Origin of the sequence: Deinococcus radiopugnans ATCC 19172 (assembly GCF_006335125.1) — a bacterium.
Classification (GTDB): domain Bacteria; phylum Deinococcota; class Deinococci; order Deinococcales; family Deinococcaceae; genus Deinococcus; species Deinococcus radiopugnans.
This window is the reverse complement of record NZ_VDMO01000017.1, coordinates 52039-71040: the sequence shown is the minus strand read 5'-3', so window position 1 is coordinate 71040 and position 19002 is coordinate 52039. Positions and strand designations below refer to the sequence as shown.

Genomic DNA, 19002 nt, shown 5'->3' with positions numbered 1-19002 from the left:
GGATGCGGGCGCCGAGCTGGTGGTATTTCTCGGGCTGGCGCAGGAAGTCGACGACTTCCTGCAGGTCCTGCTTGGCCTCGTCGCAGCCGGCGACGTCGGTGAAGTTCAGCTTGATCTGCCCCTCGGCAATCACCGCCGCCTTCGATTTCCCGAAGGCCCCGGCGGCGTCGTTGCCCGAGTTCTGGCGGCTGCGCAGCAGCAGGATGACCAGCCCCACGATCAGGGCCAGGGTCAGCAGCACGCTCAGCACGCCGAAGACGCTCAGGCGGGACGGGGGGGTGTAGGCCACCGTGACGCCCCGCTCCTGCAGGCGCGCCAGCTCGATCAGGGGATCGTTGGCCAGCGTGCGGGTCCGGTAGGGCTGGCCGTCCTGCAGCTGCCCGCCCACCAGCGCCGTGCCGTTCTGAAAGGTGATGTTCGCGCTCTGGACCTGACCGCCGCGCACGCTGGCGGCAAAGTCGGTCAGGGTCATCTCGTTGGCGCCGCCACGCGGCAACGTCAGGCTGACCACCACCAGCACCAGCAGCACGCCGCCCAGCAGGCCCCAGCCCCACGGCACCCGCTTCATGCGGGCCTTTCACCGGCGGCTGGACAGGCGGCACTTGCACGGGACGACATGGGTCTAGTCTATGCTGTAGGCCAGTCAAAAGTTTGGAATGAAAGCGGACATTGAAATGGTCCCTCACTCTCAATAAAGCCCGTCTTGCGGCCCATTTTCAGCCCGTGGCTCTCAAGGCTGCCTTTCCAGCCTCCGGAAGACCCTGCAAACCCTTCATGAAGGGCTGGAGGGACAATCCGCACAGATCGGCGTCAGGTCGGGCGGGCATACTCCCCCGGTGCGCGCCGCCTCCCTCCTCTTTCCGCTGCTGCTCAAAGGCCGTGCCCCGCGCCTGAGACCTTCGAATTCCGCCGTTGTCCTGAGCGCCCTGCTGTCCACGCTGGGCGGCCCCACGCTGGCGGCCACCGTCACGGCTGGATCGGTGCAGCTGACCTTCACGGTGGACGCCCCGGACCTGAACGTGAACGGCGATGCCGCGCGCTGGCAGACCCCGCCCCGGCTGATCGGCGGGCGCACGCTGCTGCCGCTGCGCGAGACGGCGCTGCTGCTGGGCCGTCCCGTACAGGTGGGAACAGCCGGGCAACTGGGCCTGGGCCGCGCGGTGGTGGCCCCCGACGGCAGCGCCTCGCTGGCCGGTGTGCCGCAGCCTGCAGGCACGGCGCTGATTGTGGACGGCGCCGTGTACCTGAGCGCCCGCACGCTGGCCGACGCGCTGGACGCCAACCTGAGCGCCGCCGACGACACCGGCCGCACCCTGACCCTGACCGCCCTGCGCGACGGCGGCAACCCGCTGGCCCCGCAGGCGCGTTTTTCCACCGACAAGACCGTGTACGCTCCCGGCGAGCGGGTGGTGTACACCGAGTACGCCTATGATCCGGACGGCGCCGACATCACGTCCCGCAAGTGGACTGGCCGCCAGGACGCCTTTTTTCAGCCGGGCACCTACACGGTGGGCCTGAACGTGACCAACAGCCGGGGCCTGCAGAGCAAGCCTTTCAACCGGACCATCACCGTCCAGGGCGCGCCGCTGGACAGCCCGCTGACCTACGCCCTGAAGTACGCCGCCCCCGGTGACCGTTTCCCCGACGCGCAGGTGCTGAATTACCCCTCGGCCATGGTGACGTCGGTGGCCGGAACGACGTTCCCGCTGATCTTCAGTGACAGTCCGGAGGTGCCCACCCAGAGCGGCGTGCTGTACCAGGACACCGTGCAGGGGCCGGTGCGGCTGCTGGGCTACCACCTGAACGGCCTGGGCAAGCCCGCACGGCTGTACGTGCTGGCCCGCAATATCGAGGACCGCGCGGTAGAGGTCCGCACGCTGCGGCAGGGCGAGACCGCCCCCACCCGCATCGAGGGGCTGCTGGGGCAGGTCACGCTGCTGGACTACTTTGCCAGCACCGGCGGTCCCACCCTGACCCTGGCCCCCGGTCAGGCCGCCGCCGTATATGCCAGCCCCACCCTGAGCGTGGGCAGCGGCGCGAACATGCTGCAGGACCTGACGGCCTCGGGCCGGGTAGAGCTGACCTTCCTGATGCTGGAAGACGGCCTGCCGCCCAGCGCCCAGGTCTCACAGCAGTTGCCGTACCTGCAGCCCGACGGCAAGCACGTGCGCGGCACCTTTCCGGACGCGGTGCGCCGACTGCGCGTCAACCTGAGTACGCTGCCCGCCCGCATCGTGATCGGGGATGGGCAACTTGATCCGGCCATCAACGGCACCGACAAGTTGACCGGTCAGCCGGTGCGCCTGAGCGGCAATTACGGCGTGCTGTACGATCTGGAGGTCAACGGCGCGGCAGGCACGGCGGTGGCCCTCAGCCCGCGCGGCGGCCTGTACCGCGGCGCCATGAACGTGCAGGACGGCCCGCTGAGCCAGACCATCAAGCTGCCCAGAAGCGGCAACGCCATCAAGCCGCAGGAACCGGTGCTGCTGTGGCGCGCGGGCTCAGACCGGCTGAACATCGACTTTATCCCGGCCAGCGGCAGCAACCTGCCCATCAGTCTGGTGTTCTACCGCGCCGGGCGCGCGGGCGCGGAGGGCGTGGGTGGCGGGCTCAAGACCTACCAGCCCTAAACGCAGGGACCAGAAATGCAAAAACCAGAAAAGGCCAGCGAGAGGACGTCCCCTCGCTGGCCTTTTGGTGTGCCGCTACAGCTTGATCTCGCCCTCGTCCTCGCCGTCCCAGTAATGCACGCGGGTGGCGTCCACCTGAATCATCACGATGTCCGGCGTGTCGATGCCGTCCTTGAACCATTTGTCCAGGTCCGGGGACCAGTGCTCCTTCATCTCGGCCTTGTCGCGGCTCAATTTGGCCTGGCCTTCCACTGCCACCGCGAAGCCCTTCTCCCCCATAAAGGCCAGCGCCACTTTCGGGTCCGCCTCGATCTCGCCCACCGTGTGCGCGTCCTCGTAGGTGAAGTAGTACGAGGTGCCGTCGTACTCGACTTCCCCGTTGTTGCTCATGGGCCGCCCGGCGATGTTGCCGCCCTTGCTGTGGGTAGAAAGCATGGCGATGTCGATCTTGCGCATCTGGTCGGAAAGGTCAGCCAACTTTTTTTCAGCCATGCGGCCAGTCTGAAAGGGGAAACGGCGCTCAACCCCCCACTTGGGTGAACGCCGTTTTAGTTTTAAGGTTCGCGGCGGCTCAGGCCTCGGCTTCCTCGCCCTTGGCGCCGCGCTTGTACGGCCCCTTTTCCTTCCACTTGAGCCGCACCGGAATTCCGGCCAGGCTCAGGTCCTCGCGGATGCGGTTCTGGAGAAAGCCCTCGTAGGCGCGGGTCACGAAGTCGGCGCGGTTGCAGAAGATGGCAAAGGTGGGCGGCGCGGTTTCCACCTGGGTCATGAAGTACATCCGCAGCTTCTTGCCGTGGAAGTTCGGCACCGACTGGCGCATCTGCCAGACCTCCAGCCAGCGGTTCAGTTCGCTGGTGGGCACGCGGCTCTGCCACTTGTCGTGCAGCTTCATGGCCTCGGCCAGCATGTCGTGGATGCCGTAGTCGTTGATGGCGCTGGTGTACACGCGCGGCGCGTAGCTGATGTGGTGCAGCTTCTGGTTCAGGTCCTTTTCCGTGCTCTTGAGGTCCGCGTCGGGGATCAGGTCCCACTTGTTGACCACCACGATCACCGGCTTGCCGCTGTCGTAGGCCAGGTTGGCGAGCTTGAGTTCGTGGTCGCCCAGCTCGTCGGCATTGACCACCAGCCAGATCAGATCGCTGCGGCCAATCGCGGCCTGGCTGCGCTGGATGGCATAGTCCTCGATGGCGGTGTCGGGCTTCTTGCGAATGCCTGCCGTGTCCACCAGCACGAAGCGCTGCCCGCCGTAGTCCCATTCCACGTCCAGGCTGTCGCGGGTGGTGCCCGGCTGATCGGCCACGATGGCGCGGTCACTCTGCACAATCGCGTTCAGCAGGCTGGACTTGCCCACGTTGGGCCGCCCGATCAGCGAGATGCGAATGGGGGCGATTTCCGGCACGTCCTCGTCGTCTTCCGGCAGGTGGGTCATCACGCGGTCCATCAGGTCGTCGAGGCCGCGCGCGTGCTCGGCGCTGATCGGCACCGGATCGCCGAAGCCCAGGCCCCACAGCTCGGCCAGGTAGACCTCATGCTTCTGGCTGTCGATCTTGTTGGCGACCACGATCACCGGGGTGCCCAGGCGGCGCAGCCAGTCGGCCACCTCGTAGTCGGCGGCGGACAGGCCCTCGCGTGGGTCCAGCACGAAGATCACGGCCTGCGCGCCCTCCATGGCCCACTCGGCCTTCTCGCGGATGGCGGCCTCCCACTCGTCGCCGCTCCACAGGCCGCCGGTGTCCACCAGCGTGATGCGGTGGTTCTGGTACAGCATCGTGCCTTCCTTGGCGTCACGGGTCACGCCGGGGAAGTCGGCCACTACGGCCTCGCGCCGCCCCACCAGACGGTTGAACAAACTTGATTTGCCGACGTTGGGTCGGCCCACAATGGCAACTTTATGCATTTTCAGAACGCTCCTTCGGTTTCGGTCAGCCCCGGCGTCAGGGGCTTTCCCGCCGATCTTCCCCGCGTGGTTCTCGCCGACGTGGCGAAGCGCAGGAGAAGTACAAGAGGAACAGTCTACACGCTGCGGCAGTCAAAAGACAGGCAGGTCAGGCACCATTGCGCTGTTTCGCCAGCCCCCGCCACCACTCCGACACTCAGGACAGGGCAAGTGACCTGAAGACTTAAAGGAGGCTCTGCTCAGCCGGCGGCCCGTCCGCCCTAAGGTGAGGTCATGCTCAGTGTATGGTTCCGTCCACTGCTGATTGGGGCGGTGTATCTGCTGGCGTGGTACGGGCTGGACGTGGCCTCGCAGCAGTTCGCCGTGACGCCGGAGGTCACCGTGTGGTACCCGGCGGTGGCGCTGGACGTGGTCCTGCTGCTGGTCTTTGGCCTGCGCTTCTGGCCGCTGCTGATCCTGAGCCGCCTGGTGCATGCCTTTTTCGTGGTGGAGCCTCTGCCCGCGCTGCCCCTGCTGGCCTCCGTCGTGGCGATGGTGGTCCCCACGCTGGGCGCAGGGTGGGCACTGCTGCGCCCGCTGCACGTCAATCCCCGGCTGCCGCGCCTGCGCGACGTGGCGCTGTTCGTGGGGGTGGCGATCCTGGGCGCGCCGCTGGTGGCGGCGGCGCTGCAGGTCTTCACCCTGACGGCCACTGGCCTGCTGCCCGCCGGGCGCGGTGTCACCGAAACCCTGCAGTTGTGGGCGGGCAGCGCCACCGGCGTCGGGCTGCTGGCGCCCCCACTGCTGCTGCTGCTGGGCCGCTGGCCGGACCTGTGGACCGCCGCGCCCGCCGAGGCCCCCGATCAGCCGCCGGAACCCCGGGGCCGCGAAGATCCGGCCCGCACCGGGGGCTGGTCCTGGGTGTGGGTCCGTGACGCCGCCGTGGCCACCGTGCTGGTGGTGCTGGCGGTCTGGGCGGGGTACGGGGGACCGCGTGGGACCAGCCTGAATTACAGCTACGCCCTGTTCATTCCGGTGCTGTGGATCGCCACCCGCCACGGCTTCGCCCCGGCCGCCGTGTGCGTGCTGGCGCTGAACGTGGGGGTGGCCCTGCTGACTGTGGGCCGCATCCAGAGCGGCAGCGGACTGGCGCTGCAATTCGGGTTGGTGACGGTCACGGTTTCGGGACTGCTGCTGGGGGCGGTGATCCGCGAGCGGCAGCACCTGGGCGCGCGGCTGAGCCAGCTGGCGCTGCATGACCCGCTCACCGGGCTGGGCAACCGCCGCCTGTTCGCCGAGCGGGTGACGCAGGCGCTGGAGGCCCACCCCCCGCTGAACAGTCTGGCCGTGCTGCTGATGGACTTCGACAACTTCAAGGCCATCAACGACAGCCTGGGCCACAGCGCCGGGGATCAGGTGCTGATCGTGGCCGGACAGCGGCTGCGGGCCAGCGTGCGCCCGGACGACACGGTGGCCCGCCTGGGCGGCGACGAATTCGCGGTGTTGCTTCAACACCTGCCCGGTCCCCAGCAGGCCCTGGAGGCGGCGGACCGGCTGCTGCGCGCGCTGGAACCGGTGGTCGCCGTGCAGGGGCTGGAGTGGCAGGTCCGCGCCAGCCTGGGCATCGCCCTGCACGACCGAGTAGAAGACGGACAGCCGCTGAACGGCGAGACGCTGCTGCGCAACGCGGACGTGGCCCTGTACCACGCCAAGGCCCACCGCCGGGGCCGCGCCCAGGTGTTCGACGACGCGATGCACCGCACGGTGGTGGACCGGCTGGAACTGGAAGGCGAGCTGCGGGTGGCCATTGCCGAAGATGCGCTGGAGGTCTGGTATCAGCCGGTGATCGACCTGGAGAACGGCCACCTGCGGGCCTTCGAGGCGCTGGTCCGCTGGCGGCACCCCACACGCGGCCTGCTGCCCCCCAAGACGTTCATCCCGCTGGCCGAGGACACCGGCCTGATCGTGCCGCTGGACCGCTGGATGCTGCGCGCGGCGGCCCGCGAGATCGCCGGTTGGGCGCCCGCACCGGGCCGCCCGCCCCCCGCGCTGGGCGTCAACCTCACGGCGGCCCAGTTGCACCTGCCCGACCTGGGCAACGAGATCCGGAGCGTGCTGGAAGACACGGGGCTGGCGCCGGAACAGCTGACGCTGGAGCTGACCGAGAACGTGTTGATGGATGACCGCGCCGCCACGCTGGCGACCATGCGCGCGCTGCGCGGCCTGGGCATCGGGCTGGCGCTGGACGATTTCGGCACCGGCTACTCGTCCCTGAGCTACCTGCGGCGCTTTCCGATCAGCGACCTGAAGGTGGACCGCAGTTTCATCGAGGATCTGGACGGGAGCCGCAGCGGCACGGCGCTGGTGCGCGCGGTGGCCGAACTGGGGCGCGCGCTGAGGCTGACCACCGTGGCCGAGGGCATCGAGACCGCGCAGCAGTACGCGCTGGTGCGCGAGCTGGGCTTCACGCTGGCGCAGGGCTTCTATATCTCGCCCCCGCTGGATGCACGGGCCGCGCGGACGCTGGCGCAGCAGCCGGGACCCCTCGTCGCCCCCACGGGGGAGATCACCGGCAGCCACGGCCAACGGTGGTCATAAGACGAGGCACCCTCAGTCTGGCCGCCGGTCCCCCTCCGCAACGGCCCGGTCCAGCGTCATGAACGTCAGGTCATACGGGTTGCGCCCGTCTGCCGCCCGCTCACGCCGCGCGGTTTCGGTCCACTCGCCCGGCAACTCCGGAAAGAAGGTGTCACCCCCGATGTCCGCGTGGACCAGGGTCAGTTCCACCCGCGTCACCCGGGGCAGGTAAAGCCGGTAGATCTCCTCGCCGCCGATGATCCTGGGATCCGGGTCATGGGCGGCTTCCAGCGCTTCTTCCGGCGAGTGGACGACGGTGCAACCGGGCGCCTCGAACGCCGGATTGCGGGTCAGCACGATGTTCTGGCGGTCGGGCAGCGGCTTGCCAATCGAGTCGTAGACCTTGCGGCCCATGATCACGGGCCTGCCCACCGTCAGCCGCCGGAAATGCGCCAGATCGGCGGGCAGACGCCACGGCAGGTCACCGTCCCGGCCGATCACGCGGTTCTCGGCCATCGCCACCACGTAGGTTAATCGCGGGGTCAAACGGCCACCGCCGCCTTGATGTGCGGGTGCGGTTCGTAGCCGGTCAGCCGGAAATCCTCGTAGCGGAAGTCCAGCAGGTCTTTCACGTCCGGATTCAGGTGCATGGTGGGCAGCGGCCTGGGCTCGCGCGTCAGCTGCTCGCGCGCCTGCTCCAGATGGTTGCTGTACAGGTGGCAGTCGCCGCCGGTCCAGATGAACTCGCCCGGCTGCAGCCCGCACACCTGCGCCACCATCATTGTTAGCAGAGCGTAGGAGGCGATGTTGAACGGCACGCCCAGGAACATATCGGCGCTGCGCTGGTACAGCTGACAGCTCAGCCGCCCGTCGGCCACGTAGAACTGAAACAGGACGTGGCACGGCGGCAGGGCCATCTCCTCGATCTCGCCCACGTTCCAGGCCGACACGATCAGGCGGCGAGAATCGGGGTTGGTCTTGATCTGCGTCACCAGCTGTTTGATCTGGTCGATGTGCCGCCCCTCCGCCGTGGGCCAGCTGCGCCACTGCACCCCGTAGACCGGGCCGAGTTCGCCCGCCTCGTCCGCCCATTCGTCCCAGATCCTCACCCCGTGGTCCTGCAGATACCCCACGTTGCTGCTGCCCGACAGGAACCATAGCAATTCGTGGATGACGGACTTCAGGTGAATCTTCTTGGTCGTGACCAGCGGAAAACCGTCGGCCAGATCGAAGCGCAGCTGCGCGCCAAAAAGGCTGCGGGTGCCGGTGCCGGTGCGGTCGGTTTTGACCGCGCCGTGGTCCAGAATCTGGCGCATCAGGTCGAGGTAGGGCTGCATGGGCCACAGTGTAGGGAAGCGGGGGGTCCAGCGTCTCCCGGAGGAGGCCCTATGCTGACCGGCATGGCCCGCAAAACACCCGATCCCAGCTGGTATGCCCCGCCCAAAGCCGCCGATCCCTGCGTGTTGTGTGGCCGCGAGGCCCCCAACATGACCGATCACCACCTGGTCCCCAAATCGCAGGGGCGGCGCCAGGGCGTCCGGCTGGGCGACATTCCCACCGTGCGGATGTGCGCGGCCTGCCAGGGCTACTTGCAAAAGACCTTCAGCAACGCGGAACTGGCCGGCGAGCTGAACACCGTGGAGGCCATGCTGGAGCGCGAGGAGATTCAGCGCTTCGTCGCCTGGGTCCGCAAGCAGCCGCTGACCAAGGGCGTGCGGGTCCACTGAGCACCCGTCCACTGAGCGCCCGCCGCCGAACTCTAAAGGGCGCGGCAAACCCGGCCTTCAGCCGGCGGGCATCCCGGCCCCGTAGACTGCCGTGGTGAACCCCGTCAAAACGGCTTTCAAGCTGGCGCTGCCCGTGCTGGAGCGCGCGGTTCTGGCCGCTGACCGGGCCATCAGCGGCTACGTGCAGCCGCGCCGGGCGCGGGGCAAGCTGATCTTGCAGCCCTACGTCGGCTGGGGCACCCCTCACAGCGTGGAGCTGACCGGCCGCGTGCTGCTGCCACGTACCCTGTCGCCGCCCGACATCGGGGACCGGCGCTGGCGTAATTTCGTGAACAGCATGCGCCGCCTGTTCTCCCGCGAGGTGGGCGGCGCGCGGGTCAGCGGCGTGCTGGACGGCCTGAGCGTGAGCACCGTCAGCGACGACGACGGCTACTTTACGCTGACCTTCACGCCCCTCAGCCCGCTGCCCGGCGGCTGGCACGAGGCGGCGCTGAGTCTGGAAGGCCGGGAAGGCCGGACCCGCGCCCGCGTGCAGGTCATCCACGAGGCCCGCTTCGGGGTGATCAGCGACCTCGACGACACCGTGATTCAGTCGGACGTGACCAGCCTGCCGCGCATGCTGATCACCGCCCTGACCGGCAACGCCCGCACCCGCTCGCCGTTTCCGGGGGTGGGGGCGCTGTACCGCGCGCTGGCCCGCGAGGCCGAGGGGCGCAATCCGGTCTTCTACGTGTCCAGCAGTCCCTGGAATTTCTTCGATCTGCTGTGGCAGTTTCTCGATTACCGCCGCATTCCGCTGGGACCGATGTTTCTGCGCAGCTGGGGGGGTGGCCTGCTGGCCGGGCACGGCGGCCACAAGCACGGCGTGATCACCCGCCTGTTCGAGCGCTTTCCGGACCTGAAGTTCGTGCTGATCGGCGACAGCGGCGAGCAGGACACCCTGATCTACTCGGAAGTGGTCCGCCGGTACGCAGGCCGCGTGCTGGCCGTGTATATCCGTGACCTGACCGGAGCGTTCCGGGACGAGACGGTCCTGAAGCTGCGCGGCGAACTGGCCCGCGCGGGCGTCGATCTGGTGCTGGCCGCCGACAGTCTGAACGCCGCCGGGCACGCCATGGCGATGGGGCTGATCACCCCCGGCGAGTACCGCAGCGTGCTGGTCAGCGTGACCGGCCCCACCGAACGCTGATCCATCCCCCGGCAGGCGTCGCCCAAAAAAACCGCCCTCCCAGTTCGGGGGGCGGGCAGGTACGGCTCAGGCTCAGTCTTTCGGCGCGTCCAGGGTCTTGGGCGGCTTGCGGGGCTTGGTGGCGCCTGGCATGTTGGGGGCGGCCTTGGCGATCACGGTCTTGCTGCTGCTCGCGCCCCCCGCACCGGCGGCCACGGCTGTTTTCTGCACTCGCTGGCCGATGGTGGCGGTCTCGGCCTCCACCTGCTTGTTGATGATCACCTGCTGCACGATGCCAATCAACGTGGACACGATGATGTAGATGGTCACGCCGGCCGGGAAGGTCAGCGCAAAGTACAGGAAGATCAGGTAGATGAACGCCTGCTGGCGGAACATCTGCGGGTTCTTGCGGGTCATCACGTACAGCTGCCCGATGTTCACGATCAGGTACAGCAGCGCCAGGATGTAGAAGGGATCAGGAATGGCGAGGTCCGGCAGCCACAGGAAGCCGCTGTCGAACTCGAAGTTCCGGATGGTGGACCACAGCGCGATCAAGACCGGGAAGGGAATGAAGGTGGACAGGCAGCCGGCCGGGTTGAAGTTGTAGTCCTTGTACAGCCGCTGCATCTCGGCCTGCATGGCCACCTGCGAATCGCGGTCCTTGCGGTCTTTGTACTTGTCCTGAATCTCCTTGATCTTGGGCTGCATCACCTGCATGCGGGCGGTGGTGCGGCCCTGCGCCTGCATCAGCGGCCACATGATCGCCCGCAGCAGCACGGTCAGCAGCAGCAGCACCAGGCCCCAGTTGCCCACCACCTTGTAGATCGACTCCATGATCTTGACGATCACCAGACTGATTTGGCCGAAGATGTTCGGCTGGAACAGCCCCGGCAACTCGCTGTAGCCGCTCTGATACAGGTGGATCAGCTCGTTCTTGCCGCCGTAGACCTCCAGGTTGCTGGCGGCCGGCAGGCTGGCGGTGATCAGGCCCTGCTCGCCCCCGGTCAGCGTGGCGCCCACGGTGGTGCCCTTCTGAGGGCGAATAATCAGCGCGTGCGCCAGCTGGTTGGGCTTTTCCTGCAGGGCGGCGTACTGGATGTTGTCCACCTTCAGCGTCCCGCTGCCCTGCACGGAGGCCAGTTCCCCGCCCACCGGCACGGCCTTCACGCTGGGATTGTCGGCCTTGCCCAGACCGGGGAACAGCATATTGACGGTGGCCGGGCCGCCCGTGACGTCCGTCTTCAGGTCAATCTTGAAATTGCGCGGGTGCATCGTGACCGTCTTGGTCACCGAGACGCCGTTCTGGGTGTACCGGAACACGGCGGTCTGCTCGTTGGCCGGGAGGTCCGTGTTCAGCTGCGGCACGCTGGTCTCGGCAGGCTGCGCCGGATCGAGGCCGCCGCCGCTCAAGGCCAGCGCCTTGCGGTCCCCCACCATGTTGACCAGGCTGCCCTGCGCCTTAAGCCCGCTGAGATCGACGCTGCCGTCGGCCTTGCGCTTGATGTACGGGGTGCCGGCGTAGCTCTTGACGAACCAGCCGATCACCTCGCCGCGCGCGTTGAACACCACGTCTTGCAGGTTGCTGGTGGCGATGTACTCGTCGCCCGGCTGGCCGTCATAGTCGGCGGTGATCCAGTTGGAGGTGATGGCCTTGCCGAACACCGGCAGCGGCCCGGTCTGCCCGCAGCCCGTGAGCAGCAGCGCGCCCGTGGCAGCGATCAGAAGAAGTAACAGTCTGGGTTTCATCAGGATACGGGTCTCTTTTTAGGGGAAGGGCTTGTCTGGGAGGCAGGCGGCAGTGGAGCAGCCGGAGGTGGAGTGCTGACCTCCAGCGGGGAAGGTCCAGGAAAGTGCTCCGGAACCGGATCGTAGCCTCCCGGCACCAGCGGATTGCAGCGCAGCACCCGCCACGCGGCCAGCCAGCCGCCCCCCAGCGCCCCGTGACGCTCGATGGCCTGCGCCGCGTACTCCGAGCAGGTGGGCGTGAACCGGCAGGTGGGCACCGGCTTGCGCGGCGACAGTACGCGCTGGTAATAGCGCACGGCCCCCACCAGCCCGCGTGAGGCGAGGCTCATGGGCGGTCCTTGGGAGACGTGGGGGCAGCCGGGGTCACGCGCTCAGATACGCGGCCAGATTGCCGGGGGTTCCCGGACTTGCCGCCGCGCTTGGCCTGATCAGGAGCTTTGGCAATCGCGCGGGCCAGCGCCGTCTGCAGGTCTGCGAACGGCACGCTCAGCACGCCCGGATTGGGCAGCAGGATGGCGCGGCACGGCGGCAGCCCCCCCGGCAGGGTCCGCAGCGCCTCGCGCACGCGGCGGCGCACGCGGTTGCGGTCCACGGCGCGCCTCAATGTCTTCTTGGACACCACGATGCCCATGATGGCGCGCGGCCGCCACGCCTCGCCGTAACGCGGGCGGTATTCGGTCAGGCGCAGCGTAAACAGCGGATCACGCACCGCCACGCCGTGGTTGCGGACCTTACGGAACTCGCGGTCCCCACGCAAAGAGTCCAGCGCCACCGGACGGCGGGGCCGTGCCTGCGTGGCGCTGGGCTGTTCAGGAGGAGCGATAGGGTCCCGCTTCCGACGGGCCTTACTCGTCGGCGACGGTCAGCTGGCGGCGGCCCTTGGCCCGGCGACGCGCGATGATGTTCCGGCCAGCCTTGGTTTTCATGCGTGCGCGGAAGCCGTGGGTCTTGGCCCGCTTGCGGACGTTGGGTTGGTAAGTACGCTTCATGGTCGTTCTCCTTCCAGACGGCCCACACGGTCTGTGGTGGGCGGCCAGTGCTGTGTGGGTTGCCCGGTAAAAGCAGCAAGTCCCGCCCCCGCTGGGGGGGCAAACTGGAGAAGTGTAGCACGCTGGGGCAGGCGGGAAAAGGGGCGGGACACGCCAGGAAGAGACAAAGGGCGGAGGACAGAGTGGCATTTCAGGGGCGGCAGTGGGAGAAAAGGGAGAAAAGACGTCCTGAGGCCTCGCTCAGCGGTTACAATTTTCACTGTATGCACTTTGATGCCCGCCCGAGACCCCGGAACGATGTTCGATGACCCAGGTTGCCCCCGGCGAGAAAGACAGTGGCCTGCCCCTGTCCAGGGACACCATGACCCTGCTTAACCGGATCGAGCAGGACTGGCAGCGGATGCGCCCCGAACTCGACGCGTCGCCCATGCTGACCGGCCTGTTGCTCGACCGCCTGGGCAGCGCCTTCGCGCGCCACATCGAGCAGACCTACAGGGAGGAAGGCATCAATTCCTCGAACTGGGATCTGCTGCTGACGCTGCTGCGCTCGGCCCCGCCGCAGGGCCTGACGCACACCGAACTGAGTGAACTGACCGCCATCTCCGGGCCGTCCATGACCAACCGGGTGACCCGCCTGCTGGACAAGGGTCTGGTGGAGCGGGTGGTCAGCGCCAAAGACCGCCGCTCGGCCCTGGTGCGCCTGACGCCGCAGGGGCGCGAACTGGTGGAACGCCTGCTGCCCCAGCACATCGAGCGTGAGCAGCAGGCCCTGAGCGTGCTGACCGGCGAGGAGCTGCGCGCCCTGACCGGGATTGCCATGAAACTGGTGGGCCACCTGGAAGTGCAGGCCGTGGACGAGGAAGCGGAAGCGGACGCAAAAGTCGGTTCCTGACGGACTGGCCGCACAAAGGAGCGTATGGAAGATGCAGCCCCCTTTCAACAGGGAGGCCGCACTTTTTGAGGATTTGAAGCCAGCAAAAAACGGAACCTGTGCCTCTGGACGCTTCTATTTTCTGAATCAGCTGTGGCTCTTCAGCGCTGTGGAAAAGCAGACGGCACAACATCTCCCGCCTCTCTATTTTTATAGAATGAAATTTATTCTCACTGTTTGACAAATAGACGTCTAAGTTTTACTCTGTGGTCAACCAGTTCACAGGAGGCAAGGCGTATGGCGAAGATGAGAGCAATCGAAGCGGCGGTGGAAGTCCTCAAGAAGGAAGGGGTGGACATCGCCTTCGGCGTTCCCGGCGCGGCGATCAACCCGCTGTACGCGGCCATGAAGAAGCTCGGGGGAATCGAGCACATCCTGGCCCGTCACGTGGAAGGGGCCTCGCACATGGCCGACGGCTACACCCGCGCCAAGTCCGGCAACATCGGCGTGTGCATCGGCACCAGCGGCCCTGCCGGCACCGACATGATCACCGGGCTGTACGCGGCCATCGCGGACTCGGTGCCGATCCTGTGCATCACCGGTCAGGCCCCGCGCGCCCGCCTGTACAAGGAAGACTTCCAGGCGGTGGACATCGAGAGCATCGCCAAGCCGGTGACCAAGTGGGCCGTGACGGTGCGCGAGCCGGCGCTGGTGCCGCGCGTGTTCCAGCAGGCCTTCCACGTCATGCGTTCGGGCCGCCCTGGCCCCGTGCACATTGACCTGCCCTTCGACGTGCAGATGGCCGAGATCGAGTTCGACATTGACACCTACGAAGCCCTGCCCGCCTACAAGCCGCAGGCCAGCCGCGCCCAGATCGAGAAGTCGCTGGAGCTGCTGTTCGCCTCGGAGCGCCCCCTGCTCGTCGCGGGCGGCGGGATCATCAACGCGGACGCCAGCGACGATCTGGTGGCCTTCGCCGAACTGACCGGCATTCCGGTGATTCCCACGCTGATGGGCTGGGGCGCCATTCCCGACGACCACCCGCTGATGGCGGGCATGGCGGGCCTCCAGACCTCGCAGATGTACGGCAACGCCACGGTGCTGGCCTCGGACTTCGTGTACGGCATCGGCAACCGCTGGGCCAACCGCCACACCGGCAGCGTCGAGAAGTACACCGAGGGCCGCAAGTTCGTTCATATCGACATCGAACCCACCCAGATCGGGCGCGTGTTCGGCCCCGACTACGGCATCGTGTCCGACGCGGGCGCGGCCCTGAAACTGATGGTGGAGGTGGCGCGCGAGCTGCGGCAGGCCGGAAAACTGCCCGACTACGGCGAGTGGGCCGAGCAGTGCCGCGAGCGCAAGCGCACCATGCTGCGCAAGACGCACTACGACAACGTGCCGATCAAGCCGCAGCGCGTGTACGAGGAAATGCTCAAGTCCTTCGGGCGCGACACCGTGTATGTCAGCACCATCGGCCTGTCGCAGATCGCCGCCGCGCAGTTCCTGCACGTGTACGGGCCGCGCCAGTGGATCAACGCCGGACAGGCCGGGCCGCTGGGCTGGACATTGCCTGCCGCGCTGGGCGTGGTGGCCGCCGACCGCAGCAAGACCGTGGTGGCCCTGAGCGGCGACTACGACTTCCAGTTCATGATCGAGGAACTGGCTGTGGGCGCGCAGTTCAAGCTGCCCTACGTGCATGTGCTGGTCAACAACAGCTACCTGGGCCTGATCCGCCAGTCGCAGCGCGGCTTCGAGATGGACTACCAGGTGCAGCTGGCCTTCGACAACATCAACAACCCTGATCTGAACGGCTACGGCGTGGATCATGTGGCCGTCGCCGAGGGCCTGGGCTGCCGCGCCATCCGCGTGACCGAGCCGGGCAAGATCAAGGCCGGGCTGGAAGAGGCCAGGGAGCTGGCCCAGAAGTTCCAGGTGCCGGTGGTGCTGGAAGTCATTCTGGAGCGCGTCACCAACATCAGCATGGGCACCGAGCTGGACAACGTGGTGGAGTTCGAGGAACTGGCCGACGCCCGCGAGGACGCGCCGACGGCGATTGCGATGCTGGACTGAATGTTGATGGTCGAAGGGTGATGGTTGATGGAAAAAGCGTGCAGAAGGCCGATGGCTAAAGGCAGAGAGCTTTTTCTACGCACCACGTCCTGTCCCCCTTCTTCCCCACAACCTACAGCCCACAACCCACCTCCCCTCCGAAGGAGCCTCCATGCCCAAATACGCCGCCAACCTCACCATGCTGTTTCAGGAACACGACTTTCTTGACCGCTTCGACGCGGCGGGCAATGCCGGGTTCAAGTTCATTGAGTACATGTTCCCGTATCCCTACGACGCCGCCGAGCTGCGCGCCAGGCTGGATGAGAACGGGCAGACGCAGGCGCTGTTCAACCTGCCGGCGGGCGACTGGCCCGGCGGGGACCGTGGGATTGCCGTTCAACCGGGCCGTCAGGACGAGTTCCGCGCGGGTGTGGACCGGGCGCTGAGCTACGCCGACGTGCTGTACAAGGGCGTGCAGGGGCCGAAGCTGGTCAATGTCCTTGTCGGGAAGGCCGAGGGCGACGAGGCCACCACGCGCAAAACGGTGGTGGGCAACCTTCAGTACGCCGCCGACAAGCTGGGCGACGCGGGGCTGACGCTGATCGTCGAGCCGCTGAATCCCTACGACGTGCCGGGCTTCTACCTGTACGGCACCCAGAACACCCTCGATCTGCTGGATGAAGTCGGGCGCGACAACGTGAAATTGCAGTACGACTTCTACCACATGCAGCGCGTGGAAGGCCGCCTGACCGAAACGGTGCGCGCTCATCTGGACCGCATCGCCCACATCCAACTGGCCGACGTGCCGGGCCGCCACCAGCCAGGAACCGGCGAGATCAACTATCCCTTCCTGCTGGCCGAGCTGGACCGCCTGGGGTACGAGGGTTACGTGGGTCTGGAGTACATCCCGGAAGGGCGCACGGAAGACACGCTGGGCTGGCTCAAAGAGTTGGCGAAGGTCTAAGGGTCAAGGGGCTGAGGGTCTAAGAACAGCGCCCCCTCTCTTTCCTTAGACCCTTTGACGCTCAGACCCTTAGACTGCCGCCTTTCAATCCCACACAACTAAAGGAGAAACCAACATGGCACAGCAAGAAACCATCGGATTTATCGGCCTGGGCATCATGGGCAAACCCATGGCGCTGAATCTGGTCAAGGCCGGGTTCTCCGTCGTCGTCCACAACCGCACCCCCGAAGTGATGGACGAGCTGGTGGGGGCGGGCGCGAAGGCGGCCCACAGCGCGTGTGAAGTGGCGGAGCAGAGCGACATCATCATCACCATGCTGCCCGATTCGCCGCAGGTGGAAGAGGTGGCGCTGGGCGAGGGCGGCGTCATTGAGGGCATCAGGCAGGGCGCGCTGTTTATCGACATGAGCAGCATCTCGCCCAACACCGCGCGCAAGGTTCAGCAGGAACTGTCGGCCAAAGGGGCAGACGCACTGGACGCCCCGGTGTCCGGCGGGCAGGTGGGGGCGGAAGGCGCCACCCTGAGCATCATGGTGGGCGGCAGCGAGGAGGCCTTCAACCGCGCCAGGCCCGTGTTTGAAGCGGTGGGCAAGAACATCGTCTACATCGGCGGCCCCGGTGCGGGTCAGGTCACCAAGATCGCCAACCAGATCGTGGTGGGCCTGACCATCCAGGCTGTGTCCGAGGCGCTGACGCTGGCGAAGAAGTCCGGCGTGGACGTGGGCAAGGTGCGCGAGGCGCTGCTGGGCGGCTTTGCCCAGAGCCGCATTCTTGACCTGCACGGGCAGCGCATTCTGGACGGCAACTTCAAGCCTGGCTTCCGCACAAAGTTGCACCGCAAGGATCTGCGTCTGGCACTGGAAACGGGCCGCGAGGCCGGGGTACCGCTGTTCGCCACCGGCATCGCCGCCAACATCATGGACGCCATGATCGCGCAGGGCGACGGCGATCTGGATCACTCCGGCATGGCGAAGTTCTACGCCGAGATGAGCGGCCTCGAATAAAGGCTGCGGAACGCCGTGCGCGGTGCGCGGGAACGGCTTTAACCGCGTCCCGCGCACCGCGTACGGCCAACCTCCACTCTCCCCATTTGCCCTGCGAGGTCTTATGAACACCCGCTCACTGCTGGAACACGCGTACCGCGCCGCGCTGGAGGCCGCGAGTCCGGCGAAGCTGCTGGCCCCGCACCTGGGGGGCGAGAAGCCCGACTTCATCCTGGCGTTCGGCAAGGCGGCGCTGCCGATGGCCCGTGCGGCGCTGGAAGCCTTTCCTGGCGTGGAGACCCTGGTGATTGCGCCCAATGGCACCGAGAATCTGGAACTCCCGGCAGAGGCCACGCTGATGCTGTCCAGCCATCCGGTGCCCGACGCCTCCAGCGTGGCGGCGGCGGAAGCGGCGCTGGAACGGCTGGGCGCGTTGAACGAGGGGCAGCGGGCGCTGGTGCTGGTGTCGGGCGGCGGCAGCGCCCTGATGGCCGCCCCGGACGGCGTGACGCTGGAGCAGAAGGGGGCGCTGACCCGCGAATTGCTGCGCGCGGGGGCCGACATCGGCGAGATCAACACCGTCCGCAAGCACCTGTCGCGCACAAAGGGCGGACGGCTGGCGGCGGCCACGCGGGCGAAAGTCACGGCGCTGCTGATCTCGGATGTGGTGGGCGACGATCCCTCGGTGATTGCCAGCGGCCCCACCGTGCCAGACCCCACGACGTTCGCGGAGGCTCTGGCCGTGCTGGAGCGTTACGGCATCGCGGCCCCGGAAGCCCGCCAGCACCTTCAGGCCGGCGTGGACGGTCACGTGCCCGAAACGCCGAACCGCCTGCCGCACGTCACCAACACCGTGATCGGCTCCAACCGCCATCTGCTGGAAGCGGCACAGGCGTCCATCGAGGGCCAGGGGGTGCGGGCGGTCATTCTCTCGGACAGCTTCGAGGGCGAGGCCAGCGAACTGGCGCGGGCGCACGCGGCGATGGCGCGCAGCGTGGAGAAATACGGCGATCCGGTACAGGCCCCAGTGGTGCTGCTGTCGGGCGGAGAAGCCACCGTGACCCTGCGCGGCGACGGTGTGGGCGGGCGCAACCTGGAATTTGCGCTGGCGCTGCTGCTGGCGCTGGGCGAGGACGGCTTCTACGCCCTCTCGGCCGGTTCGGACGGCGTGGACGGCTCCAGCCCGGCGGCCGGAGCGTTCCTGACCCCCGACAGTCTGAAACGGGCGCGGGAAGCCGACCTGGATGGACGCGAGTCTCTGGAGCGCAACGATTCCGGCTCGTTCTTCGCGGCGCTGGGCGACACCCTGGTTACCGGCCCCAGCGGGCATAACCTCAACGACTTGCGGTTGATCGCGGTGGGCTTGCCGGAAGACTGACCTTTCTCGCCAAAACGACAAATAGCACCGAATCCAACAAAC

18 protein-coding genes are annotated in these 19002 nt (G+C 67.2%); 9 read left to right on the top strand and 9 right to left on the bottom strand.

Annotated features, from left to right (window positions below; all coding sequences use genetic code 11):
* A partial coding sequence (locus tag FHR04_RS15090; RefSeq protein WP_338084766.1) for an ATP-dependent metallopeptidase FtsH/Yme1/Tma family protein occupies positions 1–568 on the bottom strand: 568 nt, incomplete at its 3' end.
* 358 nt (positions 569–926) lie between these two features.
* Here FHR04_RS15090 and FHR04_RS15085 point away from each other — a divergent pair.
* The gene (locus tag FHR04_RS15085; protein WP_375782586.1) at positions 927–2630 is read left to right on the top strand and encodes a copper amine oxidase N-terminal domain-containing protein; all 1704 of its coding nucleotides are present in this window, start codon (positions 927–929) and stop codon (positions 2628–2630) included.
* 75 nt (positions 2631–2705) lie between these two features.
* Here FHR04_RS15085 and FHR04_RS15080 read toward each other — a convergent pair whose 3' ends face one another.
* Positions 2706–3122 carry a pyridoxamine 5'-phosphate oxidase family protein gene (locus tag FHR04_RS15080; RefSeq protein WP_039685890.1) on the bottom strand — a complete coding sequence of 139 codons (417 nt, stop codon included), beginning with the start codon at positions 3120–3122 and terminating at the stop codon, positions 2706–2708.
* Positions 3123–3201: 79 nt separating this feature from the next.
* Positions 3202–4527, bottom strand: a complete 1326-nt coding sequence (gene der / locus FHR04_RS15075) for a ribosome biogenesis GTPase Der (protein WP_139404136.1) — start codon at positions 4525–4527, stop codon at positions 3202–3204.
* Positions 4528–4800: 273 nt separating this feature from the next.
* On the opposite strand from der, the gene FHR04_RS15070 reads away from it, so the two are divergent.
* Positions 4801–7104, top strand: a complete 2304-nt coding sequence (locus FHR04_RS15070) for a putative bifunctional diguanylate cyclase/phosphodiesterase (protein WP_139404135.1) — start codon at positions 4801–4803, stop codon at positions 7102–7104.
* Positions 7105–7116: 12 nt separating this feature from the next.
* Here FHR04_RS15070 and FHR04_RS15065 read toward each other — a convergent pair whose 3' ends face one another.
* Both FHR04_RS15065 and FHR04_RS15060 read right to left on the bottom strand, forming a co-directional pair.
* Positions 7117–7629 (bottom strand): dihydrofolate reductase, encoded by a 513-nt coding sequence (locus FHR04_RS15065; RefSeq protein WP_139404134.1) that lies wholly within the window; start codon positions 7627–7629, stop codon positions 7117–7119.
* Positions 7626–8420, bottom strand: a complete 795-nt coding sequence (locus tag FHR04_RS15060; protein WP_139404133.1) for a thymidylate synthase — start codon at positions 8418–8420, stop codon at positions 7626–7628. Before FHR04_RS15060 ends, FHR04_RS15065 begins: the two co-directional genes overlap by 4 nt.
* A 63-nt stretch (positions 8421–8483) precedes the next feature.
* On the opposite strand from FHR04_RS15060, the gene FHR04_RS15055 reads away from it, so the two are divergent.
* The gene (locus FHR04_RS15055) at positions 8484–8810 is read left to right on the top strand and encodes a hypothetical protein (protein ID WP_039687643.1); all 327 of its coding nucleotides are present in this window, start codon (positions 8484–8486) and stop codon (positions 8808–8810) included.
* Between the two features lie 94 nt (positions 8811–8904).
* Positions 8905–9999, top strand: coding sequence for an App1 family protein (locus tag FHR04_RS15050; RefSeq protein ID WP_139404132.1), 1095 nt, complete (start codon positions 8905–8907; stop codon positions 9997–9999).
* 72 nt (positions 10000–10071) lie between these two features.
* Here the strand turns inward: FHR04_RS15050 and yidC are convergent, their stop codons facing one another.
* From yidC to rpmH, 4 genes are all read right to left on the bottom strand, one after another.
* Positions 10072–11724: a membrane protein insertase YidC gene (yidC, locus tag FHR04_RS15045; RefSeq protein WP_139404131.1), complete on the bottom strand. Its 1653-nt coding sequence runs from the start codon at positions 11722–11724 to the stop codon at positions 10072–10074.
* Positions 11724–12053 carry a membrane protein insertion efficiency factor YidD gene (yidD, locus tag FHR04_RS15040; protein ID WP_081995267.1) on the bottom strand — a complete coding sequence of 110 codons (330 nt, stop codon included), beginning with the start codon at positions 12051–12053 and terminating at the stop codon, positions 11724–11726. The genes yidC and yidD overlap by 1 nt, the downstream gene beginning before the upstream one ends.
* Positions 12050–12481, bottom strand: a complete 432-nt coding sequence (gene rnpA, locus FHR04_RS15035; RefSeq protein ID WP_039687647.1) for a ribonuclease P protein component — start codon at positions 12479–12481, stop codon at positions 12050–12052. Before rnpA ends, yidD begins: the two co-directional genes overlap by 4 nt.
* Positions 12482–12569: 88 nt before the next feature.
* Entirely contained in the window at positions 12570–12713 is a 144-nt protein-coding gene (gene rpmH, locus FHR04_RS15030) for a 50S ribosomal protein L34 (protein WP_029479434.1), read from the bottom strand.
* A gap of 304 nt (positions 12714–13017) precedes the next feature.
* Between rpmH and FHR04_RS15025 the strand changes: the two genes are divergently transcribed.
* The 5 genes from FHR04_RS15025 (at position 13018) to FHR04_RS15005 (ending at position 18960) form a co-directional block, all read left to right on the top strand.
* Positions 13018–13605, top strand: a complete 588-nt coding sequence (locus tag FHR04_RS15025; RefSeq protein WP_249039151.1) for a MarR family winged helix-turn-helix transcriptional regulator — start codon at positions 13018–13020, stop codon at positions 13603–13605.
* A 276-nt stretch (positions 13606–13881) separates the two neighbouring features.
* Positions 13882–15657, top strand: coding sequence for a glyoxylate carboligase (gene gcl, locus FHR04_RS15020; protein ID WP_139404130.1), 1776 nt, complete (start codon positions 13882–13884; stop codon positions 15655–15657).
* A gap of 151 nt (positions 15658–15808) precedes the next feature.
* On the top strand, positions 15809–16600 hold the full coding sequence (gene otnI / locus FHR04_RS15015; RefSeq protein ID WP_139404129.1) for a 2-oxo-tetronate isomerase: 792 nt from the start codon (positions 15809–15811) through the stop codon (positions 16598–16600).
* 115 nt (positions 16601–16715) lie between these two features.
* Positions 16716–17603 carry a 2-hydroxy-3-oxopropionate reductase gene (locus FHR04_RS15010; RefSeq protein WP_139404128.1) on the top strand — a complete coding sequence of 296 codons (888 nt, stop codon included), beginning with the start codon at positions 16716–16718 and terminating at the stop codon, positions 17601–17603.
* Between the two features lie 103 nt (positions 17604–17706).
* Positions 17707–18960, top strand: coding sequence for a glycerate kinase type-2 family protein (locus tag FHR04_RS15005; RefSeq protein WP_139404127.1), 1254 nt, complete (start codon positions 17707–17709; stop codon positions 18958–18960).
* The last annotated feature ends 42 nt before the right edge of the window (positions 18961–19002 follow it).